At 69.2% G+C, this 14,984-nt stretch carries 10 protein-coding genes; 9 read left to right on the forward strand and 1 reads right to left on the reverse strand.

Features of this window, described 5'->3' with window-relative positions; translation table 11 throughout:
* The first annotated feature begins 227 nt into the window (after window positions 1-227).
* Window positions 228-2,894, forward strand: a complete 2,667-nt coding sequence (locus tag HQN59_RS09830) for an outer membrane protein assembly factor BamB family protein (RefSeq protein ID WP_176068681.1) — start codon at window positions 228-230, stop codon at window positions 2,892-2,894.
* A 158-nt stretch (window positions 2,895-3,052) separates the two neighbouring features.
* Here the strand turns inward: HQN59_RS09830 and HQN59_RS09835 are convergent, their stop codons facing one another.
* The gene (locus tag HQN59_RS09835) at window positions 3,053-3,928 is read right to left on the reverse strand and encodes a LysR family transcriptional regulator (RefSeq protein WP_176068683.1); all 876 of its coding nucleotides are present in this window, start codon (window positions 3,926-3,928) and stop codon (window positions 3,053-3,055) included.
* Between the two features lie 189 nt (window positions 3,929-4,117).
* Here HQN59_RS09835 and HQN59_RS09840 point away from each other — a divergent pair, with 189 nt between their 5' ends.
* The 8 genes from HQN59_RS09840 (at window position 4,118) to HQN59_RS09875 (ending at window position 14,872) form a co-directional block, all read left to right on the forward strand.
* On the forward strand, window positions 4,118-4,633 hold the full coding sequence (locus tag HQN59_RS09840; RefSeq protein ID WP_176068685.1) for a hypothetical protein: 516 nt from the start codon (window positions 4,118-4,120) through the stop codon (window positions 4,631-4,633).
* Between the two features lie 159 nt (window positions 4,634-4,792).
* A complete protein-coding gene (locus HQN59_RS09845) occupies window positions 4,793-6,235 on the forward strand; it encodes an aldehyde dehydrogenase family protein (RefSeq protein WP_176068686.1) in 1,443 nt (480 codons plus the stop codon).
* A gap of 10 nt (window positions 6,236-6,245) precedes the next feature.
* Window positions 6,246-8,000, forward strand: a complete 1,755-nt coding sequence (locus HQN59_RS09850) for a thiamine pyrophosphate-binding protein (RefSeq protein ID WP_176068688.1) — start codon at window positions 6,246-6,248, stop codon at window positions 7,998-8,000.
* A gap of 10 nt (window positions 8,001-8,010) precedes the next feature.
* Window positions 8,011-9,342: a CaiB/BaiF CoA transferase family protein gene (locus HQN59_RS09855; RefSeq protein WP_176068690.1), complete on the forward strand. Its 1,332-nt coding sequence runs from the start codon at window positions 8,011-8,013 to the stop codon at window positions 9,340-9,342.
* Complete coding sequence (locus HQN59_RS09860; RefSeq protein ID WP_176068692.1) at window positions 9,342-10,235, forward strand: HpcH/HpaI aldolase/citrate lyase family protein; 894 nt, start codon at window positions 9,342-9,344, stop codon at window positions 10,233-10,235. Before HQN59_RS09855 ends, HQN59_RS09860 begins: the two co-directional genes overlap by 1 nt.
* 149 nt (window positions 10,236-10,384) lie before the next feature.
* The gene (locus HQN59_RS09865) at window positions 10,385-10,912 is read left to right on the forward strand and encodes a hypothetical protein (protein ID WP_176068694.1); all 528 of its coding nucleotides are present in this window, start codon (window positions 10,385-10,387) and stop codon (window positions 10,910-10,912) included.
* A 381-nt stretch (window positions 10,913-11,293) separates the two neighbouring features.
* The gene (locus HQN59_RS09870; RefSeq protein ID WP_176068695.1) at window positions 11,294-14,071 is read left to right on the forward strand and encodes an outer membrane protein assembly factor BamB family protein; all 2,778 of its coding nucleotides are present in this window, start codon (window positions 11,294-11,296) and stop codon (window positions 14,069-14,071) included.
* A gap of 132 nt (window positions 14,072-14,203) precedes the next feature.
* Window positions 14,204-14,872, forward strand: coding sequence for a PEP-CTERM sorting domain-containing protein (locus tag HQN59_RS09875; RefSeq protein WP_176068697.1), 669 nt, complete (start codon window positions 14,204-14,206; stop codon window positions 14,870-14,872).
* Window positions 14,873-14,984 lie beyond the last annotated feature (112 nt).

Genomic DNA, 14,984 nt, shown 5'->3' on the forward strand with positions numbered 1-14,984 from the left:
TCCCCGGCGCTCGGCCGCTCGGCCAGCCGTTCGGGTTTTTGCCTACTCACAAGCGAGGCCGGCGCGCGTTCAATGGCGGGTCTGTTCTAGAACGCCGTTCTACTCTACAGAATACCTGGCGGCAGGTGCCAAGCCCGTCGCCCAGTACCGGTGAGAGTCCCCGGATGAAGGTGTTCGCCGGAACCACCGCATCGGGGACAAGTTCGTACATGCCACTAGGAGGCTCAATGAAGTTCAATCCCATCGTCTCGTCGCTGATTGCCATCGCGGCGCTGACGACGCCCGCGGTCATGTTCGGTGCCGCGGCCGATCTCAATGCGTGCTGCACGCCCGGCGACAAGGACCAGCCCAAGGTCGGCGGCAACCTCGGCAACCAGAGCTACTCGTCGCTGAGCCAGATCAACAAGTCGAACCTCAACAACCTCGGTCCGGCATGGATGACGAGCGTCTCGGCCGCGGCTGCGACGACGCCGACGCCGGCGCCGGGCGTGCCGCGCACGGGGCAGCAAACCACCCCGATCGTGGTCGACGGCGTCATCTACCTCGACACGCCGAGCGGCGGCGTCAGCGCCATCGATGGTGCAACGGGCGTGACGAAGTGGAAGTGGGAGCCCACGGTCGCGAACACCGGCTTCGGCCCCACCGGCACCCGGCGCGGCGTGTCCGTCGGCGACGGCAAGGTCTACACCACGGCCAGCGGCAACCGCATGGTCGCACTCGACAAGAACACCGGCGCCCAGGTGTGGGTCGTGCAGCCGACCGGCCCCGGCGGTGCCAGCCTCGGCAACGTCGCCAAGGTGGCCACCATCTATCACGACGGCATGGTCTTCATGTCGACCAACGACGGCAACCGCAACTCGGCCTTCGCCATGCGGAGCAGCGACGGCGCGATGGTCTGGACGTTCTACAGCGCCGAGCCGAGCCGCGTCGTGACCGACGTCAACGGCAAGACCGTCGACGCGGGCGCCAGCTGGGGGACCAATCCGCAGTGCGCGCTCACCGCCGGAGCGGCCGCGTGGGTCCACGGAGCGGTCGATCCCGGCACGCAGCAGGTCTTCTTCACGTTCGGCAACGTGCGCAGCTGCGCGTCGTCGCAGGACGCATCCGGCCGCCCGGGCGACAACCTGTTCGGCGACTCGCTCGTCGCGCTCGACCTCAAGACCGGTGCGTACAAGTGGCACTTCCAGTCCATCCGCCACGACCACTGGGACATGGACAACGTCCATGCGCCGGTGCTGGCCGATGTGCAGATCGCTGGTCAGACCAAGCAGGCGATCTATTACGGCAGCAAGCCGGCGATGACGTTCATTCTGGACCGGACGAACGGCAAGCCCCTGACCGGCGTGGTCGAGAAGGGCCGGCCGGTGGATTCACGCCAGCTCAGCACGCCGACTCAGCCGTTCACGGCGCAAGGCATGTGGTTCCCGGAATGCGTGGTCTGGGAGCCGCTGAGCCCCAACAACATTCCGGGCAGCCCGTGGCGCGGTGTGCCGAACTACAACGGCTACCAGCCGAACGCACGGGGTGAACTCGTCTACACCGAGCCGAACTACCTCGACGTCGACAAGCCCTTCGTCACCTATCCCGCGGACTATCCGCGCGAACCGGGCACGCCGCCTCACCGCCTGGGCTGCATGTATGACGACCACTGGGACATGCCGGTGCTGTCGATGACCAGCCAGAACGGCGGCGCGGACTGGTCGACGCACGGCTACAGCCCGCGGACCAACATGGTCTACATCCCGTACGGCGTGGCGCTCGTCGCGCACGATCGTGGCGAGAGCAGCAACGGCCTGCGGGCGCCGGGCGAGTACCAGAGCGGGGGCATCATCGCCCTGAACGCGTCGACCGGCGAGGTCGCATGGCGCAACCACCTTGGGCTCGACGCCGCTCACGGCCAGGGTCCCCTGATCACGGCCGGCGACATCGTGTTCGTGGGTCAGCCTGACGGGCTTTTCTACGCGCTCGACGCGGTCACCGGCAAGTCGCTCTGGAAGTTCCAGACGGGTGCAAGCATCGGCGCCGCACCGGTGACCTACACCGTGGGCTCGGACCAGTACGTCGCGATCCTCTCGGAAGGCGACAAACTGTGGGCGTTCAAGCTCGGCGGCACCTTCAAGCACCCGGTGACGGGCAGCAGCGAGGCGCCGACGCCGGCTCCGTTCCAGGTCCGTCGCACGGTCAACACCACGATGACCGAGGGCGCGACCGTGAACAACACGGTCTACCTGGCGCGCGCAAACCGGACCGCCGACACGGCCGGCAGCGCCGACACGGTGACGACGGCGTCGATGAACCCGACCAACATGCGCGTGCCGGTCGGTACCACGGTGACGTTCCTGAATCCGGGCTCGGCCACGTTCCCCAACTTCCCGAACACCAAGGCGCACTGCGCGACGCAGTTCTTCGAGGGGCTCTTCAACCCCAAGCTGAACCCCGGCCAGTCGTTTCAGTACACCTTCACCAAGGAAGGCGAGTACTGGTTCAACGACTGCACGGACCCGCGTCCGACCGGCCGCGTGATCGTCTACGCGGTTCCGCAGAACGTGCCGGGCGCGCTGTCGTTCATCCCGTCGACGCTGAACATGCGCCCCGCGAACGGCGTGTTCACCAGCGTGCAGGGTCTGGTCACCGCGACGTTCAAGGTCCCGGCGGGCTACACGCTCGACGGCAACGGCAACGTGCAGCTGAAGACGCCGCTGTCGACCACGCTGTTCCCGGCGGTGAACGCGACGGTGAGTGGTTCGACGCTGCTCGTGACGTTCGACAAGTCGCTGATCGACAACAACATCCCGGCGGGCACCTCGGTGCCGCTGACGGTGTCGGCGAACTTCATGAACAACGGCCAGCAGAAGCAGCTGGTGTCGACCGCCAACGTGCAGGTCATCAAGTAAGCCGCGCGGGCGGCCCGGCCGCCCGCCTGCTCGCTGCATCGTCCACGGACGATGCCTGCAAGGCTCCGGACTTCGGTCCCGGGGCCTTTTTCGTTCGGCGCGTCGAGGACGTGCCGAGCGCCTGCTGTTGGGCCGAGCGTCGATCGGGTCGCGCCGGCTCAGTGCCCGGACGCCGCGTAGGCGTGCTCGAACGACTCGCGCAGGGCGATCACCCGGCGGTTGTCGGCGTCGAGCTCGCGACACACGAACGCGATCTCGCGGACGGGCCCGTCCTTCAAGGTGATTTCGCGCACCGGGTGCACGCTGCTGATGGGATGACGCGGCTTGGGCACCACCGAGATGCCCATGCCGGCCGAGACCAGCGCGACGATCGCATCGATCGAGTCGACCTCGACGCTGCCGCGCACGCGCGGGAGCACGCGGCGCAGGTGGTTGGCGGCGAGCCGACCGCTGACCAGCGCGGTGTCGAACTGGATCCAGTCGTAGCGGCGCGCCAGCTCGGCAAGGTTCGTCTCCTCGCTGTCGAGCGGTGCGATCAGGACGAACGGCTCGTGCGCGAGCGGATGCCAGCGGAAGCGGCTCGCGCCGCCGGTCGACGGGCGAATGACCACCGCCGCGTCGAGCCCGCCCATCTTCAGCTGCTCCATGAGCGCGCCCGACTCGCCGAGGACCGCGCGCACCGAGAGCTTGGGGTAGCGCCGGTGCACCTCCATCAGCGCGCCCGGAAGCGTGCTGCTCTGCACGGTGCGGATGGTGCCGACCGCAATACGGCCCTCGACCACCGGGGTCGAGCGCACGCGCAGCGATTCCATCGCGGCGAGCGCGTCGCGCAGCGACTGCGCGAGCTCGCGTGCCACTGCGGTCGGCTGCGCGACCCGGCCGGTACGCACGAAGAGCGGCTGGCCGAGGTGTTCCTCGAGCCGCTTCACCTGCAGGCTCACCGCGCTCGGGGTGAGCCCGATCTCCTCGGCGGCGGCCGCGAAGCTGCCCCTGCGAAGGATCGCGTCGAGGGTCGCCAGGAACACCAGCTTCATTGAGTTTTGCTTATGTTTGGTTGAACAAATCGTCGTTAGGCCGGGGCTCCGTCGAACTATAGACTTTCCCCGGTGCCGACAAGCTCGCGAGCGCTGTACGGCTAGGAAGAAACCCTAACCTTTGAGGAAATCTCATGTGTCCGGTGAAGCGCTCAGGCAGTCACGAGATGCGTGGCCACGAGGGAGTTGGTGAGCGTGCTTGATACCGGCTCCGACAGCTCGCGGGTCCCGCTGCAACCCTTGCGGCCGGCGGCCCCGCCCGACAGCGCCTGGTCGGTCCTCGACGAGGAACTGGTGCGCGCGCAGCGCGTGGCCAATGACAACATCGAGCGCGCCGACCTGGATTGGCTGTGCCGCGGGTTCAGCGCCTTTCTCGCGAGCGGCGGCAAGCTGCCGCTCGAGCGGTGCCTGCGGCTGCCGACCAACGAGCGCGCCCTGCGGCGCGCACGGCGCGACCACTGGCTGCGCCTGGCGTGGCAGGAGATCGACGCCACGGTGTCGTCGTGGCGCCGCTCGGAGATGCTCGCGGTCGAGGTGCACCGCTTCCAGATCGGCAAGTGGTTGCGCTGGGCCAACTTCGAGCAGGCGCCGGCGGGAGCCAGCGCGCTCGACAGCGCGCTCTTCGAGGCGTTCCGCTCGCACGAGCGCGTGCCGAGCACGGCCATGCAGCTGCACAACATCGCAGGGCAGCGCCGCAGCGCCTGAAGACCGGCCAAATCCGCGATACCTGGGAATTTTGGGCGCGCTCGGGCATCGTCCGCGCCTCGTTCTCTGCGGCACGTTGGCGCGAGAAAACTAACATCGGCTGCAGGCACCCCGGTCGGGGCAGCCCGCAGCTGTCCGGAATCCGCGAGGGGGTGCGTGTTGGACAAGGAAGCGCCGAGTGCTCAGCACGCTCAGTTGCTGATCGACGGCCGTTGGGTCGAGGGCTGCGAAGACTTCCCGGTCTTCGACAAGTTCAACGGCTCGCTGGTGGGTCGCTGCGAGCGCGCCTCGAAGGAGCAGGTCGACGCGGCGGTCGCCGCGGCAAGTCGTTCGTTCGAGTCGAACAAGCTCGCGCCGTACGACCGCTACCGCATCCTCATGAAGGCGGCCGAGCTGATCGAGGCGCGGCGCGACGAGTTCGCCCGCACCATCGTCGCCGAGGCCGGCTTTCCGTACGTCGACGCCGAGAACGAGGTCACGCGCGCCGCCCAGACCTTCATCATCTCGGCCGAAGAGGGCAAGCGCCTCGTCGGCGAGATGGTGCCGATCGAGGCGGCGCCCGGCCACGCGCACCGGATGGCGTTCACGATCCGCGTGCCGCGCGGCGTGGTGTGCGGCATCACGTCGTTCAACTCGCCGCTCAACATGGTCGCCCACAAGGTGGCGCCGGCACTGGCGTCGGGCAACACGATGGTGGTCAAGCCGCCGCAGGTGGCGCCGCTCAGCGGCGCGCTGCTCGCGCAGGTGCTGCTCGACGCCGGCCTGCCGCCCGGGCACCTCAACCTGGTGCAGGGCCCCGGCTCCGAGGTCGGCGGCTGGCTTGTCGAGAACAAGGACATCGCGTTCTACAGCTTCACCGGCAGCACGCCGGTGGGCAAGAGCATCCGCGACGCCGTGGGCTTGCGCCCGGTGGCGCTCGAACTCGGCAGCATCGCGGCGACGCTGGTCTGTGCCGACGCCGACCTCGACCGTGCGGCGACGCGCTCGGTGCAGTCGGCGTTCCGGCGCGCTGGCCAGGCCTGCACCTCGGTGCAGCGCCTGTTCGTCGACCGCGCGGTGATCGACGCGTTCGTGCCGCGCTTCGTCGCGGCCGCGCGCGCGCTCAAGGTCGGCGATCCGCACGACCGCCAGAACGTGATCGGCCCCCTGATCAGCGAACGCGACGCCGCGCGCGCGCTCGCCTGGGTCGACGAGGCCATCGCGCAGGGCGCGCGCCTGCTGCACGGCGGCACCCGCGAGGGCGCGCTGATGCAGCCGACCATCCTGACCGACGTGCGCCCCGAGATGCGCGTCATCTGCGACGAGATCTTCGGACCCGTCGTCTCGGTCATCCCGGTCGACGGCCTCGACGACGCGGTGCGGCAGATCAACGCGACGCCGTTCGGGCTGGCGGTCGGCGTCTTCACGCGCGACGTCATGACGGCCCTCAACGCGGCGCGCCGCCTGCACGTCGGCGTCGTCCACATCAACGAGCCCTCCAGCAGCCGGGTCGACCTGATGCCCTTCTCGGGCGTCAAGGACAGCGGCGTCGGCACCGAAGGTCCGCGCTACGCCATGCGCGAGATGACCGAGGAGCGGCTCATCACGGCCAGCCTTTCTTGACGAGGATTCCATGACCACGACCCGCATGACCGGTGCGATGTACATCGCCCACTGCCTGCAGCAGGAAGGCGTGACCAAGGTGTTCGGCCAGTGCGGCCACACCAACTACGGCCTGATCGACGCCTGCCACAAGCTCGGCATCGAGTACGTCTCGTTCCGCCACGAGCAGCAGGCGGTGCACGCCGCCGACGCGTACTTTCGCGTCTCGCACAAGCTCGCCGTCGTCAACGTCCACCTGTCGCCTGGTCTGACCAATGCGCTGACCGGCGTCGCGACGGCCGGCGCCGACGGCACGCCGATGCTGGTGATCTCGGGCAACACGCCCTCGTACCACCACGCCCGCGAGGCGCACCAGCAGATCCGACTGCACGCCGACGCGTCGCAGGCCGACATCTTCAAGCCGGTCTGCAAACGTGTCTGGCGCGTCGACGAGGCGAAGTTCCTCGCCGACGTGATGCCGCGCGCGCTCAACCTCGCGCAGACCGGCCGCTCGGGTGCGGTCCTGGTCGACGTGCCGATGGACGTGTTCGCCGGCGTCGTCGACGTGCCCGCCGAGACGCTGTCGCGCCGGCCGGCGTACCGCCGCCCGGTCGGCGACGCGCAGGGGCTCGCCGAAGCCGCGGCGATGCTCAAGGCCGCCGAGCGCCCGGTGATCTTCGCCGGCAACGGCGTCGCACTCTCCGAAGCCACCGCCGAACTCGCGGAGCTCGCGCGCTGCCTGCAGGCGCCGGTCGCGACCACGCTGATGGGCAAGGGCATGTTCCCCGAGAGCGACCCGCTCGCGCTCGGCACCACCGGCATCTGGGGCAGCCGCGCCGCCAACGAGACGACGCAGAGCGCCGACGTGATCCTGGCGATCGGCACCGCATTCGGCGAGGCCGACTGCAGCTCGTGGCGCCCCGAGTACACCTTCAACATTCCGGGCTCGAAGCTGATCCAGATCGACATCGACCCGGGCGAGATCGGCAAGAGCTATCCGGTCGATGTCGGCATCGTCGGCGACGCCAAGGCGACGATGCGCGCGCTGATCGACGTGCTCGGCGCGTCGCCGCGTCCGGCCGAGGTCGCGCGGACCCAGGCCGCGGCGGTCGCCGAGCGCAAGCGCGACTGGCAGGCGGCGTTGCGCGAGTCGCAGCACGACGCCGGCACGCCGATCCACCCGGCGCGCCTGCTGCGCGAGCTCTCGGAGCTGGCGCCCGCCGACGCGGTGTTCGTCACCGACGTCGGCTGGAACAAGAACGGCGCCGGCCAGCAGCTGCAGATCGAGCGGCCGGCCTCGTTCCTCACCAGCGGCGGCATGGCCACGATGGGCTTCTCGCCCGCCGCGGCGATCGGCGCCAAGCTCGGCGCGCCCGAGCGCAAGGTCATCGGCCTGGTGGGCGACGGCGGCCTCACGTCGGTGATGGGCGCGCTCGCGACCTCGGTCGAGCTCGACATCCCGGTGCTCTGGGTGCTGTTCAACAACTTCTGCTTCTCGACGATCCAGACCGTCGGCAACACCTACTTCCAGAACGCGTACGGCACCCAGTTCCGGCGCCCGAACGGCGAGCTCTACAACCCCGACTTCATGCTGATGGCCAAGTCGTTCGGGATCGACTCGATGCTCGTGACGAACCCGAACGAGCTCGCCGACGGCCTCAGGCACGCGATGGAGCAGGACCAGCCCTTCCTGCTCGAGGTGCGCACGCGCGGCGACCTGCCGATGCCGCGCACCGGGTTCTGGGACATCGCCGAGTTCCTCGAAGGCGGCAACGCCGTCGACTGATGCCGCCACCATGAACGTGAACACCTTGCAGGCACTCGCGCCATCCGCAGCCGGCGCCTCGTCGTCTGGCGCAACCGCCGCCGGGCCGACCTCGAAGCTGCATCGGCGCGACTACGAGCCGCAGGCGTCGGGTCCGCTCAAGACCCTGCGCATCCTCGACCTGTCGCGCCTGTTCGCCGGCAACGTGCTCACGCAGATCCTCGGCGACTTCGGTGCCGAGGTGATCAAGGTCGAACCGCCCGCCGGCGACACCCTGCGCGCCTGGCAGACCGAGGGCGTGTCGACGCACTGGAAGATCTACGCGCGCAACAAGAAGAGCCTGTGCCTCGACCTGCACAAGCAGCGTGCGCGCGACCTGCTGCTCGACCTCGTGCCGTCGGCCGACATGTTCATCGAGAGCTTCCGCCCCGGCGTGCTCGAGAAGATGGGCATGGCGCCGGAGGTGCTGCTCGAGCGCAACCCGAGCCTCGTGATCGTGCGCATCTCGGGCTGGGGGCAGGACGGCCCGTATCACGAGCGGCCCGGCTTCGGCACGCTGATCGAAGGGATGTCCGGGTTCGCGGCGATCAACGGTTTCGCCGACCGCGAGCCGGTGCTGCCGCCGATGTACCTCGCCGACGGGATCGCCGGGCTCTACGGCGCGTCGGCGGTCATGATCGCGCTGCGCGAGATCGAGATGAACGGCGGCAGGGGGCAAGTCGTCGACCTGCCGCTGCTCGACCCGCTGCTCGCCATGCTCGGCCCGCAGGCGGCGAACTACCGGCTCACCGGGCGCCTGCGCGAGCGCACCGGCAGCCGCTCGACCAACGCGGCGCCGCGCAACGCCTACCGGGCCAAGGACGGCCGCTACGTGAGCCTCTCGGGCTCGACGCAGAAGATGGCCGAGCGCACGTTGCGCGCGATCGGCCGGCCCGAGCTCATCGACGATCCGCGCTTTCGCACCAATGCCGACCGGGTGCGGCATGCCGCCGAGCTCGACGCGATCATCGGCGAGTTCGTCGCCCGTCACACCCAGGCCGAGGTGGTGTCGGTGTTTGAGAAGGCCGAGGTCACGTGCGGTCCGATCTACGACGTCTCGCAGATCCTCACCGACCCGCACGTGGTCGAGCGCGAGTTGCTCGCCGACTACCCCGATCCCGAGATGGGCACGCTGCCGATGCACCACGTGGTGCCGCGCCTGCAGGGCACGCCGGGCACCATCCGCAAGCCGGCGCCGTGGCTCGGCCAGCATAACCGCGACCTCCTCAGCGAGCTCGGCATCGACGCGGGCGGCTACCGGGCGCTGGTCGAGTCCGAGGTGGTGGTCGAGCGACGCGGCGCCAGCGCCGGCGGCGACGAGTGATGAGCCCCGAGCTGCCGGTTTGGCGCTCGCTGCTCTACGTCCCGGCGCACGTCGAGCGCTTCGTCGCACGCGCGCACGAGCGCGGTGCCGATTGCATCCAGATCGACCTCGAGGACAGCGTTCCGCCGTCCGAAAAGGAGCTCGCGCGCCGTTGCGTGGCGGCTGCCGCCGAGCGGGTGCGCGCCGGCGGCGCCGACGTGCTGGTGCGCATCAACCGGCCGCTCGGCCTGGCGGTGCGCGACATCGAGGCGGCGGTCGGGCCGCACGTCGACGGCTTCACGCTCACCAAGGTGGCGAGCGCCGATCACGTGCGCCTGCTCGACGAGCTGATCGGCGAAGTCGAGCAGCAGCGCGGAATGACGGTCGGTCACTCGCGCCTCATCGTGCTGATCGAGAGCGCCGATGCGTGGCTGCACGCCGCGGCCATCGCGCGGGCGAGCCCGCGCATCGTCGCGCTCAACCTCGCCTCGGAAGACTTCGCGCTCGACTGCGGCATCGAGCCCAGCTTCGAGACGCTCTTGATGCCCAAGCAGCAGCTCGTCTACGCCGCGCGCGCGGCCGGCGTGCTGCCGCTCGGCCTGGTCGACAGCATGACGAACTTCGCCGACGAGGCGAAGTTCGCCGACATCGTGCGGCGCTCGCGCCGGTTCGGCTTCGTGGGCGCGTCGTGCATCCACCCCGCGCAGGTGCCGATCCTCAATGCGCTGTTCGCGCCGAGCAGCGAAGAGGTCGAGCGCGCCCGCCGCGTGATCGACGCGCTCGAAGCCGCCACGCGTGAAGGGCGCGGCGCCGCGGCACTCGACGGCCGCATGATCGACGCGCCGATCGCCGAGAACGCGCGCCGCCTGATCGCCCGCCACACGGCGATCGCGGCACGCGCTGCGCGCGCCTAAGGACCCGCATGACGGACGACGCTGGCTCGCGATCGCTGCGCGCGCTCTGCCGGGCGGCCAATCAGCAGGCGGCGGGCTGGCCGGGCAGGTTCGGCGCCACGTCGCAGGCCCCGGCCGCGGCGCGCGCCAAGCACCTGCTGGCGTCCGGCGTGCTTGGCGGCTCGAGCCTGCTCGCGCTCGCCTTCGTCGGCCCGCAGCTGTTCGGCCGGGCCGAGACGCCGGAAGCGATCCTCGCAGCGTCGGTCGCATCGGCCAGACCATCACCAGCGGCCGTGTTGCCGCCATCGCCCGAGCCCGCCGCGGGCGGCCCCGTGCGCCGGCAGGGCAACGACCTGCTGCTCGACTTCGACGGCGTGCCGCTGCCCGAGGCCGTCGCCTTGCTCGCGCGCGCCACGGGAACCGCCGTGCACGACGCGGAGTCGCTGTTGCCGTCGGTGCTCGTCACGCTGCACCTGCGCGCGCGCAGTGTCGGCGACGCGTGGAAGCAGCTCCTGCAAGGACGCGCCGCGTTCGACATCGCCTGCCCGGTCACCGGATGCCAGGTCGTGATCGCTGGTGAACGCTCCCTTCCGTCTCAGGCGACGCGCGCCACCGGCGCGGGCGGCGCGGGCCGCCACGCCGAGCCGGCCAAGGCCCCCACGGAAGAAGAGCTGTCCCAGCCGGACGGCGCCTGCTGACGCGGCGCATGCGCCGACGCTGATCGCGCCGCCCCGCCGGATTCGCACCGAGGGACGCCGCCGCAGCGAAACGCCGCGGCACTGCGCGGCTCCGTGCACTTCCCTTGTCCCGTTCAGCCCCGCACGTAGCCGCCACGGCGGGGTCGCGCCCGCCGGTGCGCGGCCGCTGCCTCGGCCCGCGATATCGCAGGGCGCTCGAACGGTCGGGCCAAACAAGCGTCCGGTGTTTCTTTGTTGGTCGCATGGCATCGTCCCCGGGTCTGCCAGGAGGCTGCACGCGTGCGACGCGGCTGAGTGAGACACGGCTGACGGGGAACCGGGTGAAGTCCCGCCGTCGCTCAGCCGCTTTCCGTTTCAGAGAGCACAACGAGGAGATAACCAATGAAACTACGCTTATCCGCCCTGACGGCGTTGACCGCCGTCATCGCGGCCACGTCAGCGCCCGGCGTGTCGATCGCCCAGTCGGCGCTCACGCCCGCAGGCGCCAACTGGCCCTATACCACCGGCAACCTCGGCAGCCATGGCTACAGCTCGCTGACGCAGATCAACAAGGCGAACGTCAAGAACCTGGGTCTGGCGTGGGTGACCCACACCGGCGCCGAGCCGGTGACCTCGCCGGTCTCGCGCCCCGGCAACAACGCGACGGCCCAGCAGACCACGCCGATCGTCGTCGACGGCACCATGTACCTGAACCCGCCCGGCGGCGGCGCGATGGCGCTCAATGCAGCCACCGGTGAGGTCAAGTGGAAGTGGGTGCCGAACGCCAGCGACCCGGCGCCCAACAACTACGGTCCGGCCACGCAGCAGCGCGGCGTCGCGTACGGTGAAGACAAGATCTTCACGACCGCTGCCGGCAACCGCGTCGTCGCCCTGAACAAGGACACCGGCGCCGTCCTCTGGGCCGTCCAGCCGGTCGCGTCAAACGGCGAGGCCATCAGCGGCATCGCCAAGGTCCGCCCGATGTACTACAAGGCTGCGGGTGCGCCCTACGGCCTGGTGTTCATGGGCAACAACGACAACAACCGTGGCGCATTCGTCGCGCTGCGCGCCGACACCGGCGCGGTGGTCTGGACGTTCTTCAGCACCTACCCGCACGGGTCCACGTTCACCGATGTGAACGGAACGACCTTCGATCCCGGCGACTCCTTCACCACCAAGGTCACGCCGAACGACACGCCCAACGAGTGCTACCGCACCGCCGGCGCAACCCCGTGGCAGGGCGGCACCATCGATCCCGAACTGGGCATGATCTACGTGCCGTTCGGCAACGTGCGCAGCTGCAATGGCTCGCAGAACGGTGAAGGCCGTCCTGGCGACAACCTGTTCGGCAGCTCGATCGTCGCGCTCGACCTCAACACCGGTGCCTACAAGTGGCACTTCCAGGCCGTCAAGCACGACATCTGGGACATGGACAACGCGCTGCCGGCGACGCTGGCGGACGTGACCATCGGCGGGCAGGTCAAGAAGGTCCTGCTCTATGGCAGCAAGTCGGCGTTCCAGTTCACGCTGGATCGCGCCACGGGCAAGCCGGTGCTGCCGATCGAGTACCGCGCGGTTCCCGGCGACAGCCGCAACAACCCGGCGCTGACGCAGCCTTTCCCGCTGCAGAACATTTACAGCGACCTCTGCGTCAACAAGCAGAATCTGGGCTCCGCGGTTCCCGGCGACCAGAACCGCATCGCCCCGAACTGGAACGGCTTTCAGGCCGAGCCCGATCCCGCGAACCCGGGTCAGTACCGGCTGGTCTACAAGACGCCGAACTACCTGACGGCGGAAGAGCCCTTCATGGTCGGGCCGCCGCGCAACGGCTGCCTCTACGACGGCTCGTACGAAGGCTTCGTGTACGTGTTCCCGCCGAGCCAGAACGGCGGCAACGACATGACCAACGTGTCGTACAGCCCGAAGCTCAACATGCACTACGTCGGGCTCTCGTACATGCCCGGCGGCCACCCGCTGCAGCAGGGCGGCAACGGCCTGCGCATGATCGGCGGCTATCAGTCGGGTGCCATCCTCGGCGTCAACAGCTCGACCGGTCAGGTCGTCTGGTACAAGCGGCTCGTGCTCGACCTCTCGCGCCAGCACAACCCGCTGGTCACGGCGTCCGACCTGCTGTTCCACACCCAGATGGACGGCTACGTGATCGGGCGTGACGCGGCCACGGGTGACGAGCTGTGGCGCTACTCGATGGGTGCGCCCAGCCAGGCCGGCACGATCTCGTACATGGTCAACGGCGAGCAGTACGTTGCGACCACCAACATGGCGGGCAGCCAGCCGTACTCGCAAGGCGGCAACGGTGACGCGGTGTTTGCGTGGAAGCTCGGCGGCACCGCCAAGTACTACACCGGCACGCGTGCCAACCCGACCATCGTGTCGGGCAGCGGCGAGGCTCCGGACGCCCTGCAGATCCCGAACATCCGTCGCCCGACGGACAACACCGCAGCGGGCATCGTGCCGGCCAACGAGATCTGGATGGCGCGCTCGAACAACACCGCGACCTCGACCGGCGATAGCGTGAACACCAACTCGATGATCCCGTCGAACCGTTCGGTCCCGGTCGGCACGACGGTGACGTTCCGGAACCCGGGTGTCGAGACGTTCCCGAACGCGCCGAACCTGAAGGAGCACTGCGCCACCCAGTTCTTCGAGGGCAAGTTCAACTTCAGGCTGCAGCCGGGTCAGACCGCCCAGTACAAGTTCGACAAGGAGGGCGAGTACTTCTACAACGACTGCACGGACCCGCGTCCGGCGGGCCGGGTGATCGTCACGCTCGCGCCGGAGCCGGCCGCTCTGCAGATCGTGCCGAACGTGCTGAACCTGCGCTCGGCGAACGGCGTGCACACCGGCGTTCAGGGCCTCGTCACCGCGATGATGACGGTCCCGGCTGGCTGGAAGCTCGACATCGGCCCGGTCGGCCTGGGCGACCCGACGATCGGCAACGTTCAACTGAAGGCGCCGCTCTCGAACAAGGTGTTCACCGCGGTCACCGCCAGCCTCTCGGCGAACGGCACGTCGCTGGTGGCGACCTTCAACAAGGGCGACATCGATCACAACGTTCCGGAGGGCAACGCCGTCCCGCTGGTGGTCTCGGCCAACTTCGTCGACGCTGCCGGCGTGCAACGCAAGCTTCAGGGCACCGCCAACGTGCGCACCGTGAAGTAATCGGAGCATGATCGGCTGGGCCCGGGCACCCGCGAGGGGCGCTCGGGCCCATTTCGAGCGTTCGACGAGATGGACGTTCGAAGGGCGCGCATGGTGCGCGTCCTTCTTCATCGGCACAAAGGGAGGGTCGAAGTGATCAAGCGAATCTTGGTGGGGTGTCTGGCGGCTCTTGCGTTCTCGACGCAAGCGGCGCCGATCTCGTTCTTCAACGTGGAACTCAACGCCGACGCGATCGCCCTGAGCGACGGTGCGCCTGGTATCGGCTCGCAATCGAGCCCGCCGGGCGCGGCGCCGGTCATCGCGACCGCGGCATCGATCGGGACCGCCGACATCGCGACGGCCGGCGCGATCGCCGACACCGGCCTGCTCAACGCGTCGGCGGATGTCACCGGCACCGGTGCCGGTGTTTCCAGCGCGGTCGGCGCCGCGCGTTTCTTCGGTTCGTTCGTCAACGGCGGCTGGCTCATCCTGAACCTGGGCCTCGACCCGTTCGAAGCCGTGACCGGCTCGGGCCTGTCGGGTGTTTCGCTGTTCGCGCGTCTGACGAGCGGCGGCGTCACGCTGTTCGAGGACATCATCACCGCCAGCCGCACGCTCGACTACTACCTGACGCCGGGAACCGTCGGCACGCTCGAGCTGCTGCTCACGAGTGAGGCCTCGGTGGGTCTCGGCGGAGCGAACGCGGGTTCCGCGTTCGCCTCCGGCCTGGTCACGCTCGTGGGCACCGTCCCGGAACCCGGCACCTGGCTGCTGTTCATGCTGGGCGCCGGTACGATGCTGCTCGTGCGCCGGAGGGCTTGAGCGCGCGGCGCCGCTAACGCTTGTCTCTCATCGTCCAGAACGGTGCTTCGTGGCCCCGGGCAACCCCCGGGGCCCTTTTTCGTCCGACCTCCGAATCTCCGCCAGGTGCACG

The organism is Rhizobacter koreensis, assembly GCF_013366375.1.
Lineage (GTDB): Bacteria > Pseudomonadota > Gammaproteobacteria > Burkholderiales > Burkholderiaceae_C > Schlegelella_A > Schlegelella_A koreensis.

Excerpts from the sequence above, each read along its gene's own strand:
- HQN59_RS09870 (WP_176068695.1), top strand. The coding sequence starts at position 11,294 with ATGAAACTACGCTTATCCGCCCTGACGGCGTTGACCGCCGTCATCGCG.
- HQN59_RS09835 (WP_176068683.1), bottom strand. The coding sequence starts at position 3,928 with ATGAAGCTGGTGTTCCTGGCGACCCTCGACGCGATCCTTCGCAGGGGC.
- HQN59_RS09830 (WP_176068681.1), top strand. The coding sequence starts at position 228 with ATGAAGTTCAATCCCATCGTCTCGTCGCTGATTGCCATCGCGGCGCTG.
- HQN59_RS09855 (WP_176068690.1), top strand. The coding sequence starts at position 8,011 with ATGAACGTGAACACCTTGCAGGCACTCGCGCCATCCGCAGCCGGCGCC.
- HQN59_RS09860 (WP_176068692.1), top strand. The coding sequence starts at position 9,342 with ATGAGCCCCGAGCTGCCGGTTTGGCGCTCGCTGCTCTACGTCCCGGCG.
- HQN59_RS09850 (WP_176068688.1), top strand. The coding sequence starts at position 6,246 with ATGACCACGACCCGCATGACCGGTGCGATGTACATCGCCCACTGCCTG.